The organism is Kribbella sp. CA-245084, assembly GCF_050942355.1.
Classification (GTDB): Bacteria; Actinomycetota; Actinomycetes; order Propionibacteriales; family Kribbellaceae; genus Kribbella.
In genome coordinates, this window is the sequence record NZ_CP192053.1 from 567,519 (window position 1) to 588,130 (window position 20,612).

A 20,612-nucleotide genomic window follows, 5' to 3' on the forward strand; every position below is an offset into this window, starting at 1 on the left:
CGCGGTACGACTGACCGCGGCCCGCGTACCCCGGCAACCGGTTTGCCGGGCAGATTCCCAGGGATACTTGAGCTCATGGCCCGCCCACGGAACAACCCCGGCGATCTCGCCGAGCTCCCTACCGAGCTGCGGACCGATCGTCCGAAGGGTGACCAGATTCGCGAGATTCTGGAGAACCTCACCCGCTCGCTGGCCGTCGGCACCGTGCTGCCGTCCGAACGCGTCCTGGCCGAGCGCTTCGGCGTGGCCCGGATGACGGTCCGGCAGGAAGTGGACCGGGTCGTGGCCGAGGGCCTGGCCAACCGCCGCCCCGGCGGCGGCACTTTCGTCTCCGAGCCCCGCCCGTCGCGGATGCTCGCCTCGTCGTTCACCCAGGACATGATCAACCGCGGCATCCAGCCCGGCGCCAAGGTCCTCGAACACCGCGTCGGCGCCGCCGACGAGGACCTGGCCCGCGAGCTCGAAGAGCCGATCGGCACCCCCGTCCTGCACCTCATCCGCCTCCGCACCGCCGACGGCGACCCGATGGCAATCGAACGCACCGCCCTCTCCCTGCAGCGCTACCCCGGCCTCGACGACATCGACTTCGCCGAGAAGTCGCTCTACACCGAACTCTCCACCCGGTACGGCGTAACCCTCGGCATGGTCTCCGCCTCCATCGTCGCCGCCCCACCGGAGCCCGGAGACGCCGAACTCCTGGAGATCGACAACTCCACCCCCTGCCTCATCATCACCTCAGCCCCCCGCACCGCCACCGACCAGGTCATCGAATTCGGCCGCTCGGTCTACCGCTCAGACCGCTACGACATCACAGTCGCCTACCGCGCCACCTGAGGTCTCGGGGAAGGTAGCCAGCCCCTCGCGTGCTGGCAGCCAGCCCCCGCACGCTACGCAGCCGCCACTCCTCGCTCCGCTCGTCGCCGCGGCTGCTTCGCGCGCAACCCGCCCACCCCCCGGCTACCGCCGGTGCATCCTTTCCGGCTATCGCCGGGTGTTGCGGGCTACCGCCCGCGGTCGACTGCTAGCTGGTCCGTCCCGCGTGCTTGTTGATTGCGGTGGCGGGGAGTGGGACCAGCCCCGCGTGCTACGCGGCCGCCTCTCGTCGCTGCGCTCCTCGGCGCGGCAGCTCCGCGCGCTGCCCACCCACCCCCGGGCTCATCGCCCGGAACATTCCTTTCCGGCTATCGCCGGGACTTCCGGCTGCCGCCGGGACTTCCGGCTGCCGCCGGGACTTCCGGCTGCCGCCGGGTTGCCGGCTTATCGCCGGGTGTCCGGCAGGCGTCGCGATCTGCGGGCTGCCGCCGCGTTCTGCTCGCTGACGCTCGCGTGTGACTGCTAGCTCGGCGTCTTGTTCGCCGGGCGACTGCGGGGGGACTGGCCCGTCCCGCGCGTGCTTCGCAGCCCCGCCCGCTCCCGGACGCCTGCCCCACGATCGGCTTCACCACGATCGCGTTCACGACGGGACGCCGGCCTAGGCGCTCACTCGCGAGCGCCGCGAGCGAACCGCGGGCGCCAGCCCGCCACTTGCCGGCGATAGCCGGAAACCCCGGCGGCAGCCGGAGACCGCGGCGGCAGCCGGAGACCGCGGCGGCAGCCGCAGATTCCCGGCGATAGCCGGAAGGGATGCACCGGCGGTAGCCGGGGGGTGGGCGGGTTGCGCGCGGAACAGCCGCGCCGAGGAGCAACGCGACGAGAGGCGGCTGCGGAGCACGCGGCGGAGTCCTCTCGCGGGGGCTAGAGCTCGAGGTAGGTCTCGACCTCGGTCAGGATTAGGTCTATTGGCTTTGCGGCGTCGACCCGTAGGTAGTCGTTGGTTGGGCGTTTTGTTCGTTGGAGCCAGGTTTGGAATAGCTGTTCGCCGTCGGTGTCTGTGTCGCCTGCGTCTACGACATGCAGGTTGATGGCTCGGCGTTGGCTTCGGAGCGGGACGCGGGTTCTCAGCCGATCATCGATCAGCGTGAGGTCGTCCGTGTGGGATTCGACGTACTTGTAAGCGACCTCCCGCTCATCAGCAATCGCCCGCCCCGTCTCAAGAATCTCGTCGTACCCGCACGGGCTGTCGATCACCACGCTCAAACCCTGGTCCAACACACTTCGGGCCAGCGAATACATGACCGGATACGCAACCCGGCCGCTCGCCTCAACGGATACGCCACCGTCGAGCACGGCACTCCGGATGACATCGAGATCCACGACGATCGCGCCGTACCGCGAGCCGACCTGGCGGGCGATCGTGGATTTCCCGGATCCCGGAAGGCCGGACATCTGCAGCAGGAATTGCCTCATCACACGTTCTGACTGCGGAGGACGTTCGGGGTTTCGCCGCGCTCCGCCAGGCGCGCAACGACCTCGACGGTCAGCGCCTGCACGAGCATCGCTCCCACCATCGTCGACGTCGCGCCGGTGAGTTCCGGCGACCCCGGGACCTCGATCAGCGCGTCCCCAGGTACGCCGCAGTTGTCGATCACCACATCCGCGGTCTCGAACAGCCGCTGACCGCCCGGCGCCCGCGAGGTCGTGGAGGTCGTGTGCGCAAGAGACGTCAGCGCGATCACCTGCGCACCCCGCTGCCGTGCACCGAGAGCGAACTCGACCGGTACGGCGTTCCGCCCTGAGTTCGAGGCGATGAGTACGACATCGCCGGACTCCACCTGATTGATCTCCAGCAGAACCTCGGCCAGCCCAGGCAGCCGCTCAAGCAGCGAGCTCTTCTGCAACCCCTCGTGCAGCATCAGTCCCGGTTCGAGAATCGCCCGTACGTCGGCCAGCCCGCCGGCGCGCCCGTACAGCTCCTCGGCCAGCGCGTGACTGTGCCCCGTCCCGAATGCCCAGAACCGCTTCCCGCCGGCGAGCGCCTCCGCGACCAGCCCCGCCGCCACCCGGATCGCCCCGAGTTGCGTCTCGGCCGCCTGGTGCGCGATCGCCAACGCCTTACCGAAGTACTCCTCAGCCCCAGCCATACCCCGAACCTATCGCCCCCGCGTACCAGCCCGCGAGCAACCCGACTAGACCACTATTTCCGGCGACCGCAGCATCACCCGTCGGCGGAGGACCGGAATCTTGCTCACCGCAACGACGGGCCGCGGGCGAATCGTAGGTGCGGCCAACGCTGAGGTCACGGACGACGGCCCTGTCTCCGCTTAGACTGCCCGGGTGGACGAGCAGACTCCGACCGCCCTGACTCAGTTGCCGAGCTGGCTGCTGACCCAGAGTGCGGCCCAGGCGCACCGGATCGTCACCGAGTCGTTCGCTGCCGGGGGTGCGCGGGCGTACCACTTCCGGCTGCTTGCGACCCTGGTGGAGTTCGGTCCGGCCAGTCAGGCAGAGCTCGGGCGGCGCAGCTGCATCGACCGCAGCGACGTAGTTGCCGCGCTCAACGAGCTGGAGGGCGAGGGGTACGTCGAACGCAGCCCGGACCCGGCCGATGCCCGGCGCAACATCATCACGATCACCACGGCCGGCAAGCGCCAGTACAAGCGGCTCACGAACCTGGTCGGCAAGGCGCAGGAGGAGATCTTCGCGCCGCTCTCGGCCACCGATCGTGCCCGGCTGACCACGATCCTCACCAAGCTCCTGGGCTATCACCAGGACCTGTAGGACTACATGTCCGGCAGCTGGGCGCGAGCCGCCCGCTGAGTACGGCGTACGCGCAGTTCGCGAGCGTGGACCCGCCGGCGCGCGGCCCGCGAGATCTTCCGGCGTTCCTCGGTCAAGGGGGTCGGCTGGGAGTCGGTCTGCATCGCGTTCACGTCAGGTCCGATGCGCGGTCGGCCGCAATGGTTCCGCCGTACGCCGAATTTCTGCTCCGCCGGGCCCGGAATTGGTCCTGTTCGGCGCAGATTCGAAACGACTCGGCGATACCCCGGTTCCGTGGCAGAGTCAGCGTTGGTAGAAAGGTAGCCGGGCGCGCCGGCGCGCCGAAGCCAGCGATGAGGAGTCGTCGACGTGACGAATGCAGAGTCACCCCAGCCCGAGGCCCAGTCCGAGGCGCTGTCGAACCTGATGCACGAGGAGCGCCGCTTCGAGCCGCCCGCCGAGCTCGCCGCGAACGCGAACCTCAAGGCCGACGCGTACGAGCGGGCCGCGGCCGACCTGGAGGGGTTCTGGGCCGAGCAGGCCAAGCGCATCACCTGGGCCACCGAGCCGACGGAGACGCTGGACTGGAGCAACCCGCCGTTCGCCAAGTGGTACGCCGACGGCAAGCTGAACGCGGCGTACAACTGCGTCGACCGCCACGTCGAGAACGGTCTCGGCGACAAGGTCGCGTACTACTTCGAGGGCGAGCCCGGTGACACCCGCGAGATCACCTATGCGCAGCTCAAGGACGAGGTCAGCAAGGCAGCCAACGCGCTGCTCGAGCTGAACGTCCAGGCCGGCGAGATCGTCGCGATCTACATGCCGATGATCCCCGAGACCGTGGTCGCGATGCTCGCCTGCGCCCGGATCGGCGCGCCGCACACGGTCATCTTCGGCGGCTTCTCCTCCGAGGCGCTGAAGGACCGGATCCTGGACTGCGACGCTCGCATCGTGATCACGTCGGACGGCGGGTACCGCCGGGGCGCGCCGGCGGCGCTGAAGCCCGCGGTCGACGCCGCGCTGGTCGATTGCCCGGACGTGCGCAACGTGCTTGTGGTGAAGCGCACCGGCCAGGAGACCGCGATGGTCGAGGACCGCGACCTGTGGTGGGAGGACTTCGTCGCAAAGCAGTCCGCGGACCACACGCCCGAGGCCTTCGACGCCGAGCACCCGCTGTACGTGATGTACACCTCCGGCAGCACGGGCAAGCCGAAGGGCATCCTGCACACGACGGGCGGCTACCTGGTCGGCACGTCGTACACGCAGTGGGGTGTATTCGACCTCAAGCCGGACACCGACGTGTACTGGACCGCCGCCGACATCGGCTGGGTCACCGGCCACAGCTACATCGTGTACGGCGCACTCGCGAACGCGACCACCTCCGTGCTGTACGAAGGCACCCCGGACACCCCGCACCAGGGCCGCTGGTGGGAGATCGTGCAGAAGTACAAGGTGTCGATCCTGTACTGCGCTCCGACCGCGATCCGCACCTTCATGAAGTGGGGCGCGGACATCCCGGCGAAGTTCGACCTGTCGACGCTGCGGGTGATCGGGTCGGTCGGCGAGCCGATCAACCCCGAGGCGTACATCTGGTACCGCGAGAACATCGGCGGGAACAAGGCGCCGGTCGTCGACACGTGGTGGCAGACCGAGACCGGTATGCACATGATCTCGCCGCTGCCGGGCGTGACCGCCGGCAAGCCGGGCGCCGCCATGAGGGCGATCCCGGGCGTGTCGGTCGACGTGGTGGACGACGCCGGCAACTCGGTGCCTGACGGGTCCGGCGGGTACCTCGTGATCACCAAGCCGTGGCCGGCGATGCTGCGGACGCTGTGGGGCGACGACCAGCGCTTCATCGACACGTACTGGTCCCGCTGGCCGGGCATGTACTTCGCCGGCGACGGCGCGAAGAAGGACGAGGACGGCGACCTGTGGCTCCTCGGCCGCGTCGACGACGTGATGAACGTGTCGGGTCACCGCTTGTCCACGACCGAGATCGAGTCCGCCCTGGTCTCGCACCCGAAGGTGGCCGAGGCCGCCGTCGTCGGTGCCTCCGACCCGACCACCGGTCAGGCGATCGCCGCCTTCGTCATCCTCCGCTCCGAAGCTGGTGACGGCGGCCCGGACGTGGTCCAGGAGTTGCGCAACCACGTAGCCAAGGAAATCGGCCCGATCGCCAAGCCCCGCCAGATCATGGTCGTCTCCGAACTCCCCAAGACCCGCTCCGGCAAGATCATGCGCCGCCTCCTCCGCGACGTAGCCGAAAACCGCGAGGTAGGCGACGTCACCACCCTCGCCGACTCCACCGTCATGGACCTCATCAAAACCAACCTCGCCGCCGGCAAATCCGACGAAGAATAAGCGTTGGTATTCGACGGGCCCTCGGTTCTATCGGGGGCCCGTTGTCTTGGGTTCTTCGAAGAAGCTTGGGAGGGCCTCGAGGGTGGTGACGGTGGGCGGCGGGAAGTGGTGTTGGGGGCCGTTGGGGCCTTCTTCGGGGCGGCGGAGGTAGTGGTGGATGAATTGCTGGGTTTTGGTGAGGGCGGTGGCGCATTGGGATGCGGTGAGTCTGCCCTCGCGGAGGGCGTCGCCCAGCTCGTCCAGGTCGAGGATCTGGTAGCGGTCCACCGCGGGTGGGATCAGGAAGTCGACGTACGTGTCGTGCACGATCAGGCCGGCGTCGGTCGGTTCGATTTCGACGACGTCGACGTACCACCAGCCTTCGATCTGATCCTCGAAAACCGCGGGCTTGGTCAGTTGGACACCCTCGCCGAGCAGGAGGAAACACCGATCGACCGTCGGCCGCCCCGCCACCTGGTACTCGGGCAGGATCTTCACGTCGTACGCGACAACATCCCCGATCCGCCGCCCAGGACACCACTGCCCGCTTCGATGAAACACCTGGATCTCGTCCACCGCGTGACTCTTTCACAGGCGTGGACCCGGGTGGGGCTTATTTTCGGGGCATGACGGCGGTGCTTGCGATCATTCACGCGGGGTTGGCTGCGGCGTGGGTCGGCGGTATGGCGTACTCGTTGTTCGTGGTGCAGCCGAAGCTGAAGCGGTACTTCGGAACAGACAACGACGGGCGCGAGCAGCTCACCGCAGTGATTGCCTCGGGCAACCGGTGGAAGGTGGTCGGGCTGATCGGCGCGATCGCGGTCACCGGGATCGCGATGCTTCTGATCGACCACCACGACTGGTGGATCCACGCGGTGAAGGGTCTGCTGCTGCTGATTGCCAGCGGGATCTTCTGGTACGTCTCCTGGCGCCACTGGCCGCAGCGCGTGTTCGCGACCGCGGCCGAGCTCCCGGCACTTCAACGGCGGCTCATCATCCTCGCAACTACGATGCTCGCCCTGGCCGGATCAGCCTTCGCGCTCGGCGTTCTCGCAGTACACCTCTGAACCGGCCAGCTTAGGCGCGGCGGCCGTCGCTGGCGCTGAGAGGTTGGTCACGGAAACGATCGCTTGTGTCACTCATTGCGAGAAATACATTGGAATGGAATGCATCTCGCGAGGGAGAGGAGCGACCGTATGTGTGGCATCACCGGGTGGGTGGCGTACCGGCAGGATCTCGGCGCGGAGCGGGAGGTCGTCGACGCGATGACCGAGACGATGTCGTGCCGCGGGCCGGATGCGAGAGGCACCTGGTACTCGCGGCACGTCGCGCTCGGGCACCGCAGACTCGCGGTCATCGACCTCCCCGGCGGCGAGCAGCCGATGACCACCGAGGTCGCCCACGACGGGCGCACGGTCACACTCGGGATGGTCTACAGCGGTGAGGTCTACAACTACACCGAGCTGCGCGACGAGCTCCGCCGCCGTGGGCACGCGTTCACGACCGACTCCGACACCGAGGCCGTTCTTCGTGCGTACGTCGAGTGGGGTACTGCGTTCGCCGAGCGGCTGAACGGGATGTACGCGCTCGCCATCTGGGACCCGCGGACCGAGACCCTGGTGATGGTCCGCGACCGGATGGGTATCAAACCGTTCTTCTACTACCCGACCGCGGACGGGCTGCTGTTCGGTTCCGAGCCGAAGGCGATCCTGGCCAATCCCGCCGTACCGGCCGTCGTCGAGGCCGAGGGCCTGCGCGAGCTGCTCACGGTGTCGAAGACGCCCGGCAAGTCGCTGTGGGCGGGGATGTTCGAGGTCGAGCCGGGCACGGTGATCACGGTCGACCGCGCCGGCATCCACCGCAGTACGTACTGGCGCTTGGAGACCCGGCAGCACATCGACGACCAGGACACCTCGGTCGCGCACATCCGCGAGCTGCTCGACGACATCACGCGGCGGCAGCTCGTGGCCGACGTACCGCGGTGTGTGCTGTTGTCCGGCGGGCTCGACTCCAGCGCGATCACGGCGCTCGCGGCCGGTCAGCTCGCAGAGGAGGGGAAGAAGGTCCGCAGCTTCGCGGTCGACTTCGTCGGGCAGGAGGAGAACTTCCAGCCGACAGAGCTCCGCGGTACGCCGGACACGCCGTACGTGCATGACGTCGCGGATCTGGTGCACTCGCAGCACTCGGACATCGTGCTCGACAACGCCGTACTGACCGATCCGGAGATCCGCCGGAAGGTGGTCCGGGCGAACGACGCGCCGCTCGGCGGGGACATCTTCAACTCGCTGTACCTGCTGTTCGCTGCGATCCGGGAGCAGTCGACGGTCGCGCTGTCGGGCGAGTCGGCGGACGAGGTGTTCGGCGGGTACCTGTGGTTCCACGACCCCGAGGTGCGGAACCGGCCGATGTTCCCGTGGATCGCCTATGCGTTGTCGCGGCGGGAGAGCGGTCAGGTCCACGTACTGCGCAAGGACGTGCTGAAGCAGCTCGATCTCGGCGGGCACCTGCGGGACCGGTACGCCGAGGCGGTGGGCGAGGTCGAGCGGCTCGAAGGGGAGTCCGACGACGAGTGGGCGATGCGGAAGGTCTGCTACCTGCACCTCACCCGGATGGTGCGGATCCTGCTCGATCGGAAGGACCGGATGAGCATGGCGGTCGGGCTCGAGGTGCGGGTCCCGTTCTGCGATCACCGGTTGGTTGAATACGTATACAACACTCCGTGGTCGATGAAGACGTTCGACGGGCACGAGAAGAGCCTGCTGCGGGCGGCGACCAGCGACGTACTCCCGCAGTCGGTGGTGGACCGGCGCAAGTCGCCGTACCCGCAGACGCAGGACCCGGCGTACATCGAGGCGCTGGCGGGCCAGGTCCGCGAGCTGGTGGCGGATCGTCACCCGGTGTTCGAGCTGGTGGACCGGGAGACCGTCGATCAGGCGGCGCGGTCCGCGGAAGCCGTGGGGCGGCGCCAGTTGGAGCAGACACTGTCGCTGGCGACCTGGATTGACCTGTATCACCCGGACATCAAGGTTTCGCTGTAGGAGTTGTTTGGCTGGCTGTGCCAGGATGGCGCTTCCCCTCGGAGGTGATCGACATGGCGGCGGCGGAGACTCTGCTACTCCTCGTGAGCATGCACCGGATCGTCAGGCACCTGCGCCGGAGCAGGACCACCGCGGTCATGCACCCGACGCAATTCCTGGCGCTGATGCTGATCGCCGACGAGCAACCGATCCGGATCGGCGAGATCGCCACCCGGGTCCCCTGCTCCCAACCCACCGCGACCACAACGGTCGCCGCCCTGGAACAAGCAGGCCTGGTACGCCGCGAGCCGGACCCGGTCGACGGCCGCGCAACCGCCGTAGTCCTCACCGACGCCGGCGCCGCCACAGTCCAAGCCTCCGGCCAACAAGCCGCCGACGAACTCTCCAGCCTGCTCAACCGCCTGGACGACACCGATCGAGCCCTCGTCCTAAAAGCCGGCCAAGCCCTCTCCCGAATAACCAAAGACCTATAACCAGGGCATCCCGGGGCAGATAACAGAAAACGGCTGCCGAACCCGTCGGCAGCCGCTAAGGTAGTAATTGCTCGCGGAGAGAATAGTCCCTTGAAGTGGACCCGGCAGCTCACCGGACGGTGGACGAGCCGGGTCTCGCGCTTTCGGCCAGGGGTGAGCTTCACACGTGGACAGAGCGGTTGTCCGGCGTGACGCCGGGGCATCTCGGGGCAACCTGGGGCAGATTGGAGAATGCCCCAGACGCCCGCAAAACAAGGGCTTATGGTGGTGGTGCCTCGGGATAGAAGAATCCCTTGGAAGTTGGCCGGGCAGCCTACCGGACGGTGGGCGAGCGCGGTCCGCGCACAAGGGAGCCGCCGGAGGGGACGAGTCTCCGGCGGCTTCCGGTTGTTAGTGGCGGTTGATGGTGAAGGTGGTGGTTGTGTTTTGGATGTCGGTGGTGTTGTTGGTGAGGGTTAGGTTGTTGAAGGTGGCGGAGCCTACTGCTGGGCCTTGGCCTGGTTCTGGGAGTTCGTTGGCCCAGATGCCGAAGCCGGACTTGGAGTCGAAGGCGTCGCCGGACTTTCGGGCTCCGGTGATTGTGGTGTTGGTGAAGATGGTGTCGGCGACCGGGAACTGTGGTTGGCCGCCGACGTAGTTGGTCTGGAACATGATTCCGCTGTACGTCGGATCGACGACGTCCAGGTCATTGACGCGAATGCCTTGGAAGACCTTCGACGCCGAGAAGATCCACACTCCGGGGAAGGCTTGATTTCCCCAGAAATGTCCGCCGGAGCGCACCACCGAAGCATTCTCGAACACGGTCGGCGGCGTCGCGCCGAAGCCGTTCATCGGAATGCCGAAGTCGAGCGAACTGATCGTGATCCCGGGGTACGTGAGCATGTCCGCCGCGTACAGATTCCGGAAGATGTTGTTGGTCCCGCCGTACACCGCGAAGCCGGCCGCACGCCATGTCAGTGACGCGGACAGGTTCTCGAAGACGTTGTCTCGGACCTCCCCGCCGCCGTTGTCGGTGGCGTTGAAGAGCGCGAAACTGTCGTCTCCGGTCGACCGGGCGTCGTTGTTGCTGACGGTGTTCCCGGCCGATCCGTTCGTCATGTTGATGCCGTCGGCGAACGTGTCCCGGATCCGCGAGTTCTTGATCACCGAGTTGTCGGTGTTCGCGCCCCAGTACATGCACATCTGATGCTCGACCCAGATGTTGTCGATCGTCATGTTCGACGTACCCGCGAAGTTGAACACCTTCCCGGGGCCGTCGTTGCGGCTGTCGTAGTTCCCGAAGTACGAGAATCCGCTGAACGTCGACCCGTTCGCCGACGACTGCGAATCGAACCCGACGTCGGTGTTCGACTGGTTCTGCGGCGCCACGAACCGCGTGAACCACGGCCCCGCCCCGACGACCCGAATCGCACGGCCGTAGACGTTGAACTTCGACGACGTCTGGTACTCACCCGCCGGCAGGTACACACCCTGCAGCGTGGTGTCCTGCCGCACCCGGTCGAGCGCACTCTGCACGTCCTGCTGGGTGAACCCGGCCGGCGTCACATACCCGGCGCCCGGATTCGCAATAGCCGTAGCAGCCTCGGTGTCGATGAAGTCGATCGAGTACGTCGAACCGTTCGACGGATCCTTCTGCAGCCGGATCTTGGTCCCGGCCGGATACGTTTGGTCGAGCATCAGATTGGCTTCGTCGTAGATGTGCCGGGCCGGCCCCGATCCGGGCGAGTTGTTCGGCGACGCCTCCGCGCCGTACAACCAGGCGTACTTCGATGTCAGTGGCAACGTCTTCGCGAAGCTGCCGTTGATGTACACGCTGATCGACGAGCTCTGGCCGCCGCCGCCGGAGGAGTCCGGCATCGAGAACCGCGTGACAAGCGTGTTCGTCGACGCTCGCGTGGTGAACTCGACGTACGAACCGTTCGAGTTGAGCGTCACCGCACGCCGACCGGACGCCTCGCCGGCCAGGTCGCCGATCGTCCGGTTCGGGCCGATGACGGCCGCGCCACCGCCGACTGAAGCGTCCTCGGCCTCGAGGTGGTCGTACGGCATGTTCGCACCACGACCGACGAACAGCGGCCGCTCACTCGTGTTGTTCGTCCGCTTCACAGGCAGTTCGTTGGCGTCGTCTGCAATCACCACGCGCACGGTGTAACGCCCGTTCGCCGCCGTCCAGTTGCCCAGAGCAACAGCAGAAGTGGTTGCACCGGCCGCGATCGCACCGTTGTACGAACCGGTCAGCGTCGTGACCACAGACGACCCGTTCAGCACCGTCAGCGTGATCCCATGCGCACCAGACGCAGAGGCGACACTGCCTTGGTTCTTCAACGACACCGAGAAGGCGACCGAGTTGCCCGCCGACGGGTTCCCCGGCGTCCAGTTCACAGCGGCCGCGACCAGGTCGGAACTCGCAACCGGCGTCACCACGAGCGGCCCGGAAGCGGCCGCGGTGTTGTTCCCGTCGTTCTGCTCGATCACCGTGTTGGCCTCGTCGACCTTGGCGCTCAACGAGTACGACCCCGCGTCGCGCGTTCCGATCGACGCGCTGACCGTCGTCGACGCCCCGGCCGCGAGGGCGCCGACCGCCGCCGTACCGACCTTGGTCGCGCCGAGGTAGAAGTTCACGTCGGTCGCCGCGGAGCCCGCCGTACCGCCGTTGTTCACCGTCGCGCGGACCGTGATCGCGTCCGTCTCAACCGGCGACGTCGGCGTCCAGCTGACGCCCGACAAGGTGAGGTCCGGGTTCGGTGCCGGTACGCCGAGCACCTGCAGCTCGGCGACCTGTCCCGCCGGTGCGCCGGTGTTCCCGGTGAAGTTCAGCCGTACGTCGGCGACCCGCGCCGTGACCGGGATCGTGACGCTGTTGCCGCTCGACGGGTTGAAGGCATACGACGCCGAGGCAACGATCGTGGTGAAGGATGACGAGCTCTGCTCGCGGCCCAGGATCGAGAACGTCTGAGTGCGAGGACCCCACGCCGCGTCCGGGTTGAGCCGGACCACGATCGAGCTGAGGTCCGCGTTCGCGCCGAGCTGCGTGGTCAGCGTCGCCGGGTTGGCGTTGCCCTCCCAGTACGTCGTCACGTCGTCGTCGTTCGCGTTCGCCGGCACGTAGGTGAACGTGTACCCGGACGCGGTGATCGGCTTGTGCAGCGCAAGGTTGCTGCCCGGACCGCCGCTGCCGTTCCGCGTGACCGTGTTGCTGTTCGCCGATTGGTTGCCAGCAGCATCCTTTGCGCGAACGAAGTACGACACCGACGCGTTGGCCGGCTGGTTGTCGGTGTACGTGAGCACGTTGCCGGCCACGCTGGTGCGGAGCTGACCGTTCGCGTAGACGTCGTACCCGGTGACACCGACGTTGTCGGTCGAGGCGTTCCAGGTGAGGCGGATCTGGCCGGCGCCGGGCTCGGTGAAGGCCAGGCCGCCCGGGGCGGTGGGAGCCTGGGTGTCACCGGTCGCTGGCCCGTAGACCTCGAGCTCGGACAGTTGCCCGGCCGGCCACCCGGTGTTCGCGGTGATCCGGATCCGGACGTACCGCGTGGTCGCCGTGCCGAAGTCGACCGTCACGGTGTTGCTGGGCGGGCTGAACGTGCGCGCCGCAGAGGCGGACAGGTCGGTGAAGTTCTGCCCGTCGACGCTGCCCTGGACCGCGAGGGTCTCGTCGCGGGCACCCCAGCTCGCGGTCGGCAGCTTGAGCACGACCTGGTTGGTCGCGACGGACGACCCGAGGTCGACCTGAACCCACTGCGGGAACGCGTTGTTGGCGCTCTCCCAGTAGCTGCTCTGATTGCCGTCGGTCACGTTCGACGCGACGTAGGTCTGGGTGCTGCTACTGGCCGAGGCCGCTTTGCCGGCGGCGAGATTGGTTCCGGCGAGTACGGCGGCCTGGGCGGCGGGCGCCGGCCGGACGAGGGGTGCCGCTGCGAGACTCGCAGCCAGCAAGGCGGTCAGAAACCGCCATCTCGGAATACGCATGGGCCTCTCCTGGTGGGCGGGTCAGGGAAGAGCTGCCGCGCAGGAGTTCAAAACTTTCGCTGACTTGCTCATTTCTTGCGCGGCGATGGCTCATTGTTACGGCACCATCACGCAGGCGTCAACGGTTCAGGAACGACGAAGGCCCGGCTCGCACGCAGCGAGCCGGGCCTTCGAGGAACAGCGTCAGTGCTTGGCGGGACCCTCCGCGCCGGCGCCGGTGAGCGCGCGGACCGAGAGCTCCTTGTAGCGCTCCTCGCTGGACTTGTCCCGGCCGAGGTACGTGCCGAGAATGCCGAACAGGAAGCCGAGCGGGATCGACACGATGCCCGGGTTCGACAGCGGGAACCAGTGGAAGTCGGTGCTGGTGATCATCGACGTCGGCTTGCCCGACACCACCGGCGAGAACACCACCAGGACGACCGCGGAGATCAGACCGCCGTAGATGCTCCAGGTCGCGCCCGCGGTGTTGAACCGCTTCCAGAACAGGTTGAACAGCAGCGCCGGCAGGTTCGCCGAGGCCGCGACCGCGAACGCCAGCGCGACCAGGAACGCGATGTTCAGCTTCTGCGCCGGGATCGCCAGCGCGATCGACACCGCACCGATCCCGATCGCCGCGAACCGCGCCACCCGCAGCTCGGACTTCTCGGAGGGCTTCTCCTTCGCGATCACGTTCGCGTAGAGGTCGTGCGCGAACGACGACGCCGAGGTCAGCGTGAGCCCGGCGACCACCGCGAGGATCGTCGCGAACGCGACCGCCGCGATCAACGCCAGCAGGATCGCCCCGCCGATCGAACCGGCCCCACCGCCGACGGACTCCGCCAGCAGCGGCGACGCGACGTTGCCCTTGGACTCGGCCACCGCCGAACCCTTGCCGGTGTCGAGCAGCGCCGCAGCGCCGAACCCGAGGGCCAGCGTCATCAGGTAGAACACGCCGATCAGGCCGATCGCCCACTGCACCGAGCGCCGGGCAGCGCGCGAGTCCGGCACGGTGTAGAAGCGGATCAGGATGTGCGGCAGACCCGCCGTACCGAGGACCAGAGCGAGGCCGAGGGACAGGAAGTCGATCTGGCCGGTGAGGTCCTTGCCGTACAGCAGACCGGGCTGCAGGAACGACTCGCCGTGGCCGGACTTCGCCGCCGCCGAGCCGAGCAGGTCCGAGATGTTGAAGTGGAATTTCAGCAGTACGAGGAACGTGATCACGACCGTGCCGGCCATCAGCAGGACGGCCTTCACGATTTGCACCCAGGTGGTGCCCTTCATACCGCCGATCGTCACGTAGATGATCATCAGCGCGCCGACCAGGACGATCACGGCCGCCTTCAGGCCCTCGCTCTTCACGCCGAGCAGCAGCCCGACCAGCGAGCCGGCGCCGACCATCTGGGCCAGCAGGTAGAAGATCGACACCACGATCGTCGAGGTGGCGGCCGCCGTACGAACCGGCCGCTGCTTCATCCGGAACGCGAGCTGGTCGGCCATCGTGAAGCGGCCCGAGTTCCGCAGCAGTTCTGCGACCAGCAGGAGCGCGACCAGCCAGGCGACCAAGAACCCGATCGAGTACAGGAAGCCGTCGTACCCGTAGAGGGCGATCTGGCCGGAGATGCCGAGGAAGGACGCCGCGGACATGTAGTCGCCCGCGACGGCCAGACCGTTCTGCGGGCCGGTGAACGAGCGGCCGCCGGCGTAGTAGTCGGCCGCGGTCTTGTTCTGCCGGGACGCCCACCAGGTGATGTACAGCGTCACGGCAACGACCGCGCTGAACAGCGAGATCGTCAGCGCCCGGTTACCCGGCTCTGCTGCCATCGGAATGGCCAGGGGGATGAGAAGCGAGTTCACCGGCGGCGCTCCCTCTTGTACTTGGCGTTCAGGCCGTGGGCCAGCGGATCGAGCTTGCGGTTGGCGAACCGGCCGTACAGCGCCGCGATCACGAACGTCGACACGAACTGCAGCAGGCCGAAGATCAGCGCGACATTGATGTGGCTGTCGCCGATCCGGTGGCTCATGAAGCCGCGGGCCCAGTTGTTGCAGGCGACGTAGGCCAGGTACCAGGCCATGAAGGCGATGGTCCACGGCACCACGAAGTTCCGGTAGCGCCGTTTCAGCTCGGTGAAATCGGCCGCCTCGTGCACAGCCTCGTATGCGCGGGCATCCCGCTCACGCACCGCCTGGTCGTCCATCAGATCCCCTTTTGCCCGCGACACGAACAGATGCACGTTAGCCGCAAGTCTCCGTTTTGTGACCTACCGCAACCAAAACGTTTCTAGAGATGCGGTGCGACCGGCCCGTCGACGGTACGGCGGTAGTTGGCGAACTCGCTGGGATGAGCCCGGAAACAATCGGTGAAATACGGCATCCGCAGGGCCTCGGGGGGCCGGGCGGTGTTCTCGTAGATCAGCTCGATCTGGTCGAGGACCTGGTCGCGCCGGGTGTCCTTGAGTACGGCGACCCGCGAGTGCGACTGGGCCAACTGCCGCAGGCCCTCGCGGTTCAGGTCGTGCCAGTGCCGGAACCGGACGAACTCCGGCGTGGTGAACAGGTTCGACTGGTCGAGGATCGGCACTGGGTCGAACCGGTCGCTGCCACCGACGCCGTCGCCCTGGATGACCTGGAAGATCCGGCGGACCCACGGGACCACGGTGTCCGCGTTGTTCCAGAGCAGCCCCAGTACGCCGTTCGGCCGCAGGACACGGGCGATCTCCGGCAGCGCGCGAGCGTGGTCGAACCAGTGGAACGCCTGCCCGACGATGACCGCGTCGACCGAGGCGTGCGCGAGCGGGATCGATTCCGCGGCGCCGACCATCGTGTCGATGCCGGAGCGCCGGCGGCAGACCTCGAGCATCTCCTGCGACGGGTCCACCGCGATCACGTCGTGTCCGAGCTCCGCGGCGACCGCGGCGAGCTTGCCGGTGCCGGCCCCCAGATCGAGGACCTGAAGTCCACGCCCGGGGCCGAGGATCCAGGTCAGCGCCTCGGGCGGGAACGTCGGCCGGCCGACGTCGTACGCCGCCGCGACGGCGCCGAACGCCTTCGCCCGGGCCGCGTGTGCGCCGTTGGCCGGGGTGTCCGCGGCATCCCCGGCTGGATCATCGGTGGTCATTACCGTAAATCATGCCGTAGTGGACGGCCTGTGTGCTGTCACTCGCCGAGCTTCTTCTGCTCGATGTGCGCGTTGAGCGCGGCCAGCTCCGGGTGGGCGTCCAGGATCGCGACCAGTTCGGCGCAGCTGAGCCGGGGTGCGTCGAAGTCCTCGATGAGGGCGTCGAGCAACTTCCAGTCGTCGGCGGTGTCCAGTGTCAGCCGGTACTGCGCTGCGTTCTTGGAGCCGCCCGACCAGGGCAGATTCAGCAACCGCATCTCGCCGGACCGGTTCTGATGCAGGTACGGCGTGACGTGCTCGCGGTCGGCCTTGAGCGTCGCCTTCGCCTCCGCGTCGTACAACCGGGCGGTGGAGAAGATCTCGAAGTCCATGCCGCGCGGGTAGGTCCGCTCCAGGCAGTTCGAGATGTACAGGTCGAGGTCGTTCTCGGCCCGCCACCGATCGACGCCCGCGGCAACGATCTCCGGGTCGATCAGCGGACAGTCGGACGTCACCCGGACGATCGCGTCCAGCTCGTGCTCGCGGGCGGCGCCGGCGAACCGGCTCAGTACGTCGTCCTCGCTGCCGCGGAACACCGGGATGCCGTCCTCATGACACACCTGCACCACCAGGTCGTCGTGGACGTTGGTGGTGGTGGCAACGATCACCGGCAGGCCGGTGCGGCTCAGCCGATCGAGGTGGTGCTCGAGGTACGAACGGCCCGCGACGCTCAGCAACACCTTGGCCGGCAGCCGCGTGCTGGTCACGCGCACCTGCGTGATGATGCCTACCTTCAGAGGTTCCATCGGAACATCTCCCGGATCTCGGCCGGACCGGCGACATGGTCGACGCCCAGCTCTGTTTCGGTGAACTCACGCGCGACCGCCGCCGGGACGAACGGCTGGTCGAGCTCCGGCCACAGCCGTTTGATCCGCGCCTGGCCGCCGAACGACGGGTGCTCGTTCTCCAGCACCATGGGATCACCGTAGACCCCGGGCTGCAGGCCGAGCGAGGCGCCGTACAGAACGGCGGAGCTGAGCCGGTTGGACGCGACCCGCTCATGCTTGCGGAGCTCGCGAAGCTGGTTGACCAGGAACTTGGCGTTGGTACGCCGCCAGTGGAGGCCGCGGTAGCCGTGCGTGATGACGCGGAATCCGGCGTCCTTGTAGACGTTGCGGATCGCCGGCTTGTCGTACTCGTTCCAGTACAGGCAGACGGTGACCGGGCCGGTCTCGTGCTCGTTGATCGAGGCAACGATCCGGCCGTGGTCGCCGAGCACGTGCTGGCCTTCCCAGCCGTGGAACGGGTAGAAAATGGTGCCCTTGGCACGTTTCGCGGGGGTGGCGAGCTCCGGGTGCACCTTGAGCAGGTACAGCCAGACCGAGCCGATCACCGAGTAGTTGCGCAGGCCCAGCGCGTGCCCGCGGCGGCGGACGCTGTCGGACCAGACGAACTTCGGCATCCCCGGCGCGAAGTTCGTGCCGTGCGCGAACCCGTCGAGGATGTTCCAGCCGTGCTGCAGGTAGCCCCAGATCCGCGGTGGCTTCGAGAGTCCGGCGTACGACGCCATGATGTTGGCGTGGCCGTAGAAGTGGTTGGCGTGGTGCATCAGCGCCGGACCTTCCGCAGTACCCGCTTGAGGCGGCGGCGGATGACGCGAGCCGGGTTGAGGACGGCGTGGCCGACGCGATACGGGAGCGAACGACGGATGCCGCTGACGGTCCCTTCGAAGAGGATCGCGCGGGCGCTCGCGTGGGCAAGCTCGTCGGCGAGCCTGGCGACTGTCGCGAGCTGCTCGGCGCTGCCGCGCGGGCGGATCACTTCGTCCGGGGTGAACTCCTGCTCCGGCACGGTGATCCCGGCCATTGCGGCCAGGCGCGCTGTCAAGGCGTGCGGGTCGGCTGCCGCGGGCCATGGTTGCCGGGAGCCACTTTCCAGCGCCCGCTTCGCGAACCGCGCCAGGTGCTCCACGATGTCGAGCTCTTGCGGCTCCCCGAACAGCCGGTACGACGCCCCATCCAGAATCACGTTGTCCGGCGAGCCTGCGCCTCCCGCCGCCAGCCAAGCGACGTACCCGGGAATCACCCGCCGAAGCTCCGCCTGATCATCACATCGCAGGGCCGCCAAAAGGTGCTCCTCCAACAAAACACCTTCGCCCTCGGGCACAACCCCTTCAGGCAACACCGCCGGAGTGTCCGCCCCCACCACGAAGTACCAAGCCGGCGCCAACTCCACCCCCAGCCCAGCCGCACCCGCATCAAGCACCACCCGATACGGATCCATCAACACGGGCCCTTCGTTGCACGCAGCAACCGCTCGCGCGGCGACAACACCGGCAAACCGGTCAACCGCCCCGAGCGCAACCTCCGCCCGAGTCAACGACGGAAACACCGCATAAGTCTGTACACCGGCGAACCCGGCTGCCTCGAGCGCGGCCGTCAGCGGCTTCAACCCAGCAGGCGCGCGATCACCAATCTCCCGCCCCCAGTCCTCATCCCGCGGAATCGCCGCCCCAACATCAGGCTGCACCAACCGCTGAACCCCAAACCCGTTCTCGGCCCCGACCAGCAACCGCCCACCAGCCGCAAGTCGCCCTGCGAGCCGCCCAAGCGCCTCATCCCACCCGAAGCCAGCCGTATCGGGCCCCACCAACCGATCCAGCCCATCCAACACAACAACCACGTCATACCCACCGCTCTTTTCGTCGAGCGCGAAGTGGTCGATTGAGCCGCAGTAGACCTGGCCTTTGGTTTCGGAGAGCAGTTCTGCGAGTTCTTCGGCGTCTGGGGCTGAGCGGACCAGTAGGTCCACCGACGCCACCTGGGAAGCGACAGCGGTGATGAGGTCGGCGGCGTGGGGGCCGGCGATCAGGACGGAGTCCTCCGGCTGGAGGGTGGCGGCCAGGAGTGCCGTCGCGGCGGGTCCGGCGGCCGCGGGGCGGGCGTCGCCCGGGTGCAGGTCCGACCAGTTGAGCATCTCTCCGCCGATCAGATTCGATCGGGTCACATCACTCACGTTAGCTAACCAACTCCACGAGGGTTTCGATCACTCGGTCTACGTCACCGTCGGTGAGGGCCGGGAAGAGCGGTAGCGACAGCTCCTCGGCGTAGTACCGTTCCGCGTTCGGGCATAGGCCGCGCTGGTAGCCCTGCCGCGCAAACACGGGATGCCAGTAGACGGGAATGTAGTTCACCTGTACGCCGATGCCCGCCGCCCGCATCCGCTCGAAGACCTCGCGTCGGCGGCCGCCGAGCACCCGGATCGGGTAGAGGTGCCACATGGGATCGACGCCGTCGCGCTGCACCGGCGTACGCAGTCCTTCCACATCGGCGAAGGCCTTGTTGTAGCGCGCAGTGATCTCCGTGCGGCGGCGCTTGAACTCCGCGAGGCGGGCGAGCTGTGAGAGGCCGAGCGCTGCGCCGAGGTCGGTGAGGCGGTAGTTGACGCCGTACTCGTGGACCTCCTGGTGCCACGGGCCCTCGTCGGTGAGCTCGAAGCGTGCAGGGTCGCGGACGAGGCCGATGAAGTGGAACTCGTGGGCGCGCTGAGCGACGGCGGGGTCCTTGCAGACGACCGCGCCGCCCTCGCCGGTGGTGAGGTTCTTCGTCGGGAAGAACGACATGGTGGTCACATCGGCGAGGTCGCCTACCGGGCGGCCCTCAAAAGATCCGCCGACCGAGTGGGCCGCGTCGGCCAACGTCCGAGCGCCGACCCGATCCGCCAACGCCTGCAAAGCGGGGTAGTCGGCGGCTTGGCCCGCATAGTCGACCGCAGCGATGACCCTGGAACGGTCAGAAAGCGAGGCCTCGACAGCCGCAGGATCCAACAACGCGGTGTCGTAGTCGACGTCGGCAAAGACGATGCGAGCGCCGAGCATGGCAGCGCAAGAAGCCGTGGCTACGAAGGTCATCGGCGTGGTGATGACCTCGTCGCCCGGTCCTACTCCGAGGGCGGCGTACGCGATGTGCAGCGCCGCCGTGCCCGACGTACAGCTGACGGCGCGATGTCCGCCGGCGAGCTCCGACACCGCCTCCTCAAAGGCAGTAACCGCAGGCCCGGTGGTGAGCCAGTCACCCCGCAGTACTGCGGTGACCGCCGCGATGTCCTCTTCCGAGATCGACTGGCGTCCGTACGGAAGCACGG

18 protein-coding genes are annotated in these 20,612 nt (G+C 67.5%); 6 read left to right on the forward strand and 12 right to left on the reverse strand.

What is annotated here, in order from left to right; translation table 11 throughout:
• Positions 1-75: 75 nt before the first annotated feature.
• The gene (locus ACQPYH_RS02975) at positions 76-834 is read left to right on the forward strand and encodes a GntR family transcriptional regulator (protein ID WP_432886146.1); all 759 of its coding nucleotides are present in this window, start codon (positions 76-78) and stop codon (positions 832-834) included.
• A gap of 900 nt (positions 835-1,734) precedes the next feature.
• Here ACQPYH_RS02975 and ACQPYH_RS02980 read toward each other — a convergent pair.
• Positions 1,735-2,286: an AAA family ATPase gene (locus tag ACQPYH_RS02980; protein ID WP_432886149.1), complete on the reverse strand. Its 552-nt coding sequence runs from the start codon at positions 2,284-2,286 to the stop codon at positions 1,735-1,737.
• Positions 2,286-2,960, reverse strand: coding sequence for a sugar isomerase domain-containing protein (locus ACQPYH_RS02985; protein WP_432886152.1), 675 nt, complete (start codon positions 2,958-2,960; stop codon positions 2,286-2,288). Before ACQPYH_RS02985 ends, ACQPYH_RS02980 begins: the two co-directional genes overlap by 1 nt.
• Before the next feature lie 193 nt (positions 2,961-3,153).
• Between ACQPYH_RS02985 and ACQPYH_RS02990 the strand changes: the two genes are divergently transcribed.
• Entirely contained in the window at positions 3,154-3,597 is a 444-nt protein-coding gene (locus tag ACQPYH_RS02990) for a MarR family winged helix-turn-helix transcriptional regulator (protein WP_350853007.1), read from the forward strand.
• Positions 3,598-3,599: 2 nt separating this feature from the next.
• Here the strand turns inward: ACQPYH_RS02990 and ACQPYH_RS02995 are convergent, their stop codons facing one another.
• Positions 3,600-3,749, reverse strand: a complete 150-nt coding sequence (locus ACQPYH_RS02995; protein ID WP_432886156.1) for a hypothetical protein — start codon at positions 3,747-3,749, stop codon at positions 3,600-3,602.
• 253 nt (positions 3,750-4,002) lie between these two features.
• Between ACQPYH_RS02995 and acs the strand changes: the two genes are divergently transcribed.
• Positions 4,003-5,937 carry an acetate--CoA ligase gene (gene acs / locus ACQPYH_RS03000; protein WP_432894320.1) on the forward strand — a complete coding sequence of 645 codons (1,935 nt, stop codon included), beginning with the start codon at positions 4,003-4,005 and terminating at the stop codon, positions 5,935-5,937.
• Positions 5,938-5,964: 27 nt separating this feature from the next.
• Here the strand turns inward: acs and ACQPYH_RS03005 are convergent, their stop codons facing one another.
• Entirely contained in the window at positions 5,965-6,492 is a 528-nt protein-coding gene (locus ACQPYH_RS03005) for a hypothetical protein (protein ID WP_432886159.1), read from the reverse strand.
• A 50-nt stretch (positions 6,493-6,542) separates the two neighbouring features.
• On the opposite strand from ACQPYH_RS03005, the gene ACQPYH_RS03010 reads away from it, so the two are divergent.
• From ACQPYH_RS03010 to ACQPYH_RS03020, 3 genes are all read left to right on the forward strand, one after another.
• Entirely contained in the window at positions 6,543-6,983 is a 441-nt protein-coding gene (locus ACQPYH_RS03010) for a hypothetical protein (RefSeq protein WP_432886162.1), read from the forward strand.
• A 129-nt stretch (positions 6,984-7,112) separates the two neighbouring features.
• Entirely contained in the window at positions 7,113-8,954 is a 1,842-nt protein-coding gene (gene asnB / locus ACQPYH_RS03015) for an asparagine synthase (glutamine-hydrolyzing) (RefSeq protein WP_432886165.1), read from the forward strand.
• 53 nt (positions 8,955-9,007) lie between these two features.
• Entirely contained in the window at positions 9,008-9,427 is a 420-nt protein-coding gene (locus tag ACQPYH_RS03020) for a MarR family winged helix-turn-helix transcriptional regulator (protein WP_432886168.1), read from the forward strand.
• 390 nt (positions 9,428-9,817) lie between these two features.
• On the opposite strand, the gene ACQPYH_RS03025 is transcribed toward ACQPYH_RS03020, so the two are convergent.
• The 8 genes from ACQPYH_RS03025 to pseC all read right to left on the reverse strand — a co-directional run bounded on the left by ACQPYH_RS03025 (position 9,818) and on the right by pseC (position 20,610).
• Entirely contained in the window at positions 9,818-13,396 is a 3,579-nt protein-coding gene (locus ACQPYH_RS03025; RefSeq protein WP_432886171.1) for a discoidin domain-containing protein, read from the reverse strand.
• A gap of 183 nt (positions 13,397-13,579) precedes the next feature.
• Positions 13,580-15,196: a solute symporter family protein gene (locus ACQPYH_RS03030; RefSeq protein ID WP_432894322.1), complete on the reverse strand. Its 1,617-nt coding sequence runs from the start codon at positions 15,194-15,196 to the stop codon at positions 13,580-13,582.
• A gap of 29 nt (positions 15,197-15,225) precedes the next feature.
• Positions 15,226-15,570 (reverse strand): DUF485 domain-containing protein, encoded by a 345-nt coding sequence (locus ACQPYH_RS03035; protein WP_396403095.1) that lies wholly within the window; start codon positions 15,568-15,570, stop codon positions 15,226-15,228.
• 83 nt (positions 15,571-15,653) lie between these two features.
• The gene (locus ACQPYH_RS03040; RefSeq protein ID WP_432886175.1) at positions 15,654-16,490 is read right to left on the reverse strand and encodes a class I SAM-dependent methyltransferase; all 837 of its coding nucleotides are present in this window, start codon (positions 16,488-16,490) and stop codon (positions 15,654-15,656) included.
• Positions 16,491-16,528: 38 nt separating this feature from the next.
• Positions 16,529-17,275, reverse strand: coding sequence for a cytidylyltransferase domain-containing protein (locus tag ACQPYH_RS03045; RefSeq protein WP_432886178.1), 747 nt, complete (start codon positions 17,273-17,275; stop codon positions 16,529-16,531).
• Positions 17,263-18,078 carry a hypothetical protein gene (locus tag ACQPYH_RS03050; RefSeq protein WP_432886181.1) on the reverse strand — a complete coding sequence of 272 codons (816 nt, stop codon included), beginning with the start codon at positions 18,076-18,078 and terminating at the stop codon, positions 17,263-17,265. Before ACQPYH_RS03050 ends, ACQPYH_RS03045 begins: the two co-directional genes overlap by 13 nt.
• Positions 18,078-19,475, reverse strand: a complete 1,398-nt coding sequence (locus ACQPYH_RS03055) for a hypothetical protein (RefSeq protein WP_432886184.1) — start codon at positions 19,473-19,475, stop codon at positions 18,078-18,080. Before ACQPYH_RS03055 ends, ACQPYH_RS03050 begins: the two co-directional genes overlap by 1 nt.
• Before the next feature lie 10 nt (positions 19,476-19,485).
• The gene (pseC, locus tag ACQPYH_RS03060; protein ID WP_432886187.1) at positions 19,486-20,610 is read right to left on the reverse strand and encodes a UDP-4-amino-4,6-dideoxy-N-acetyl-beta-L-altrosamine transaminase; all 1,125 of its coding nucleotides are present in this window, start codon (positions 20,608-20,610) and stop codon (positions 19,486-19,488) included.
• Positions 20,611-20,612 lie beyond the last annotated feature (2 nt).

Coding starts and splice junctions, on each gene's coding strand:
- ACQPYH_RS03050 (WP_432886181.1), bottom strand. CDS start 18,078: ATGCACCACGCCAACCACTTCTACGGCCACGCCAACATCATGGCGTCG.
- ACQPYH_RS03020 (WP_432886168.1), top strand. CDS start 9,008: ATGGCGGCGGCGGAGACTCTGCTACTCCTCGTGAGCATGCACCGGATC.
- ACQPYH_RS03045 (WP_432886178.1), bottom strand. CDS start 17,275: ATGGAACCTCTGAAGGTAGGCATCATCACGCAGGTGCGCGTGACCAGC.
- ACQPYH_RS03010 (WP_432886162.1), top strand. CDS start 6,543: ATGACGGCGGTGCTTGCGATCATTCACGCGGGGTTGGCTGCGGCGTGG.
- acs (WP_432894320.1), top strand. CDS start 4,003: ATGCACGAGGAGCGCCGCTTCGAGCCGCCCGCCGAGCTCGCCGCGAAC.
- ACQPYH_RS03035 (WP_396403095.1), bottom strand. CDS start 15,570: ATGGACGACCAGGCGGTGCGTGAGCGGGATGCCCGCGCATACGAGGCT.
- ACQPYH_RS03025 (WP_432886171.1), bottom strand. CDS start 13,396: ATGCGTATTCCGAGATGGCGGTTTCTGACCGCCTTGCTGGCTGCGAGT.
- ACQPYH_RS02975 (WP_432886146.1), top strand. CDS start 76: ATGGCCCGCCCACGGAACAACCCCGGCGATCTCGCCGAGCTCCCTACC.
- asnB (WP_432886165.1), top strand. CDS start 7,113: ATGTGTGGCATCACCGGGTGGGTGGCGTACCGGCAGGATCTCGGCGCG.
- ACQPYH_RS02980 (WP_432886149.1), bottom strand. CDS start 2,286: ATGAGGCAATTCCTGCTGCAGATGTCCGGCCTTCCGGGATCCGGGAAA.
- ACQPYH_RS03040 (WP_432886175.1), bottom strand. CDS start 16,490: ATGACCACCGATGATCCAGCCGGGGATGCCGCGGACACCCCGGCCAAC.
- ACQPYH_RS02985 (WP_432886152.1), bottom strand. CDS start 2,960: ATGGCTGGGGCTGAGGAGTACTTCGGTAAGGCGTTGGCGATCGCGCAC.
- ACQPYH_RS03030 (WP_432894322.1), bottom strand. CDS start 15,196: ATGGCAGCAGAGCCGGGTAACCGGGCGCTGACGATCTCGCTGTTCAGC.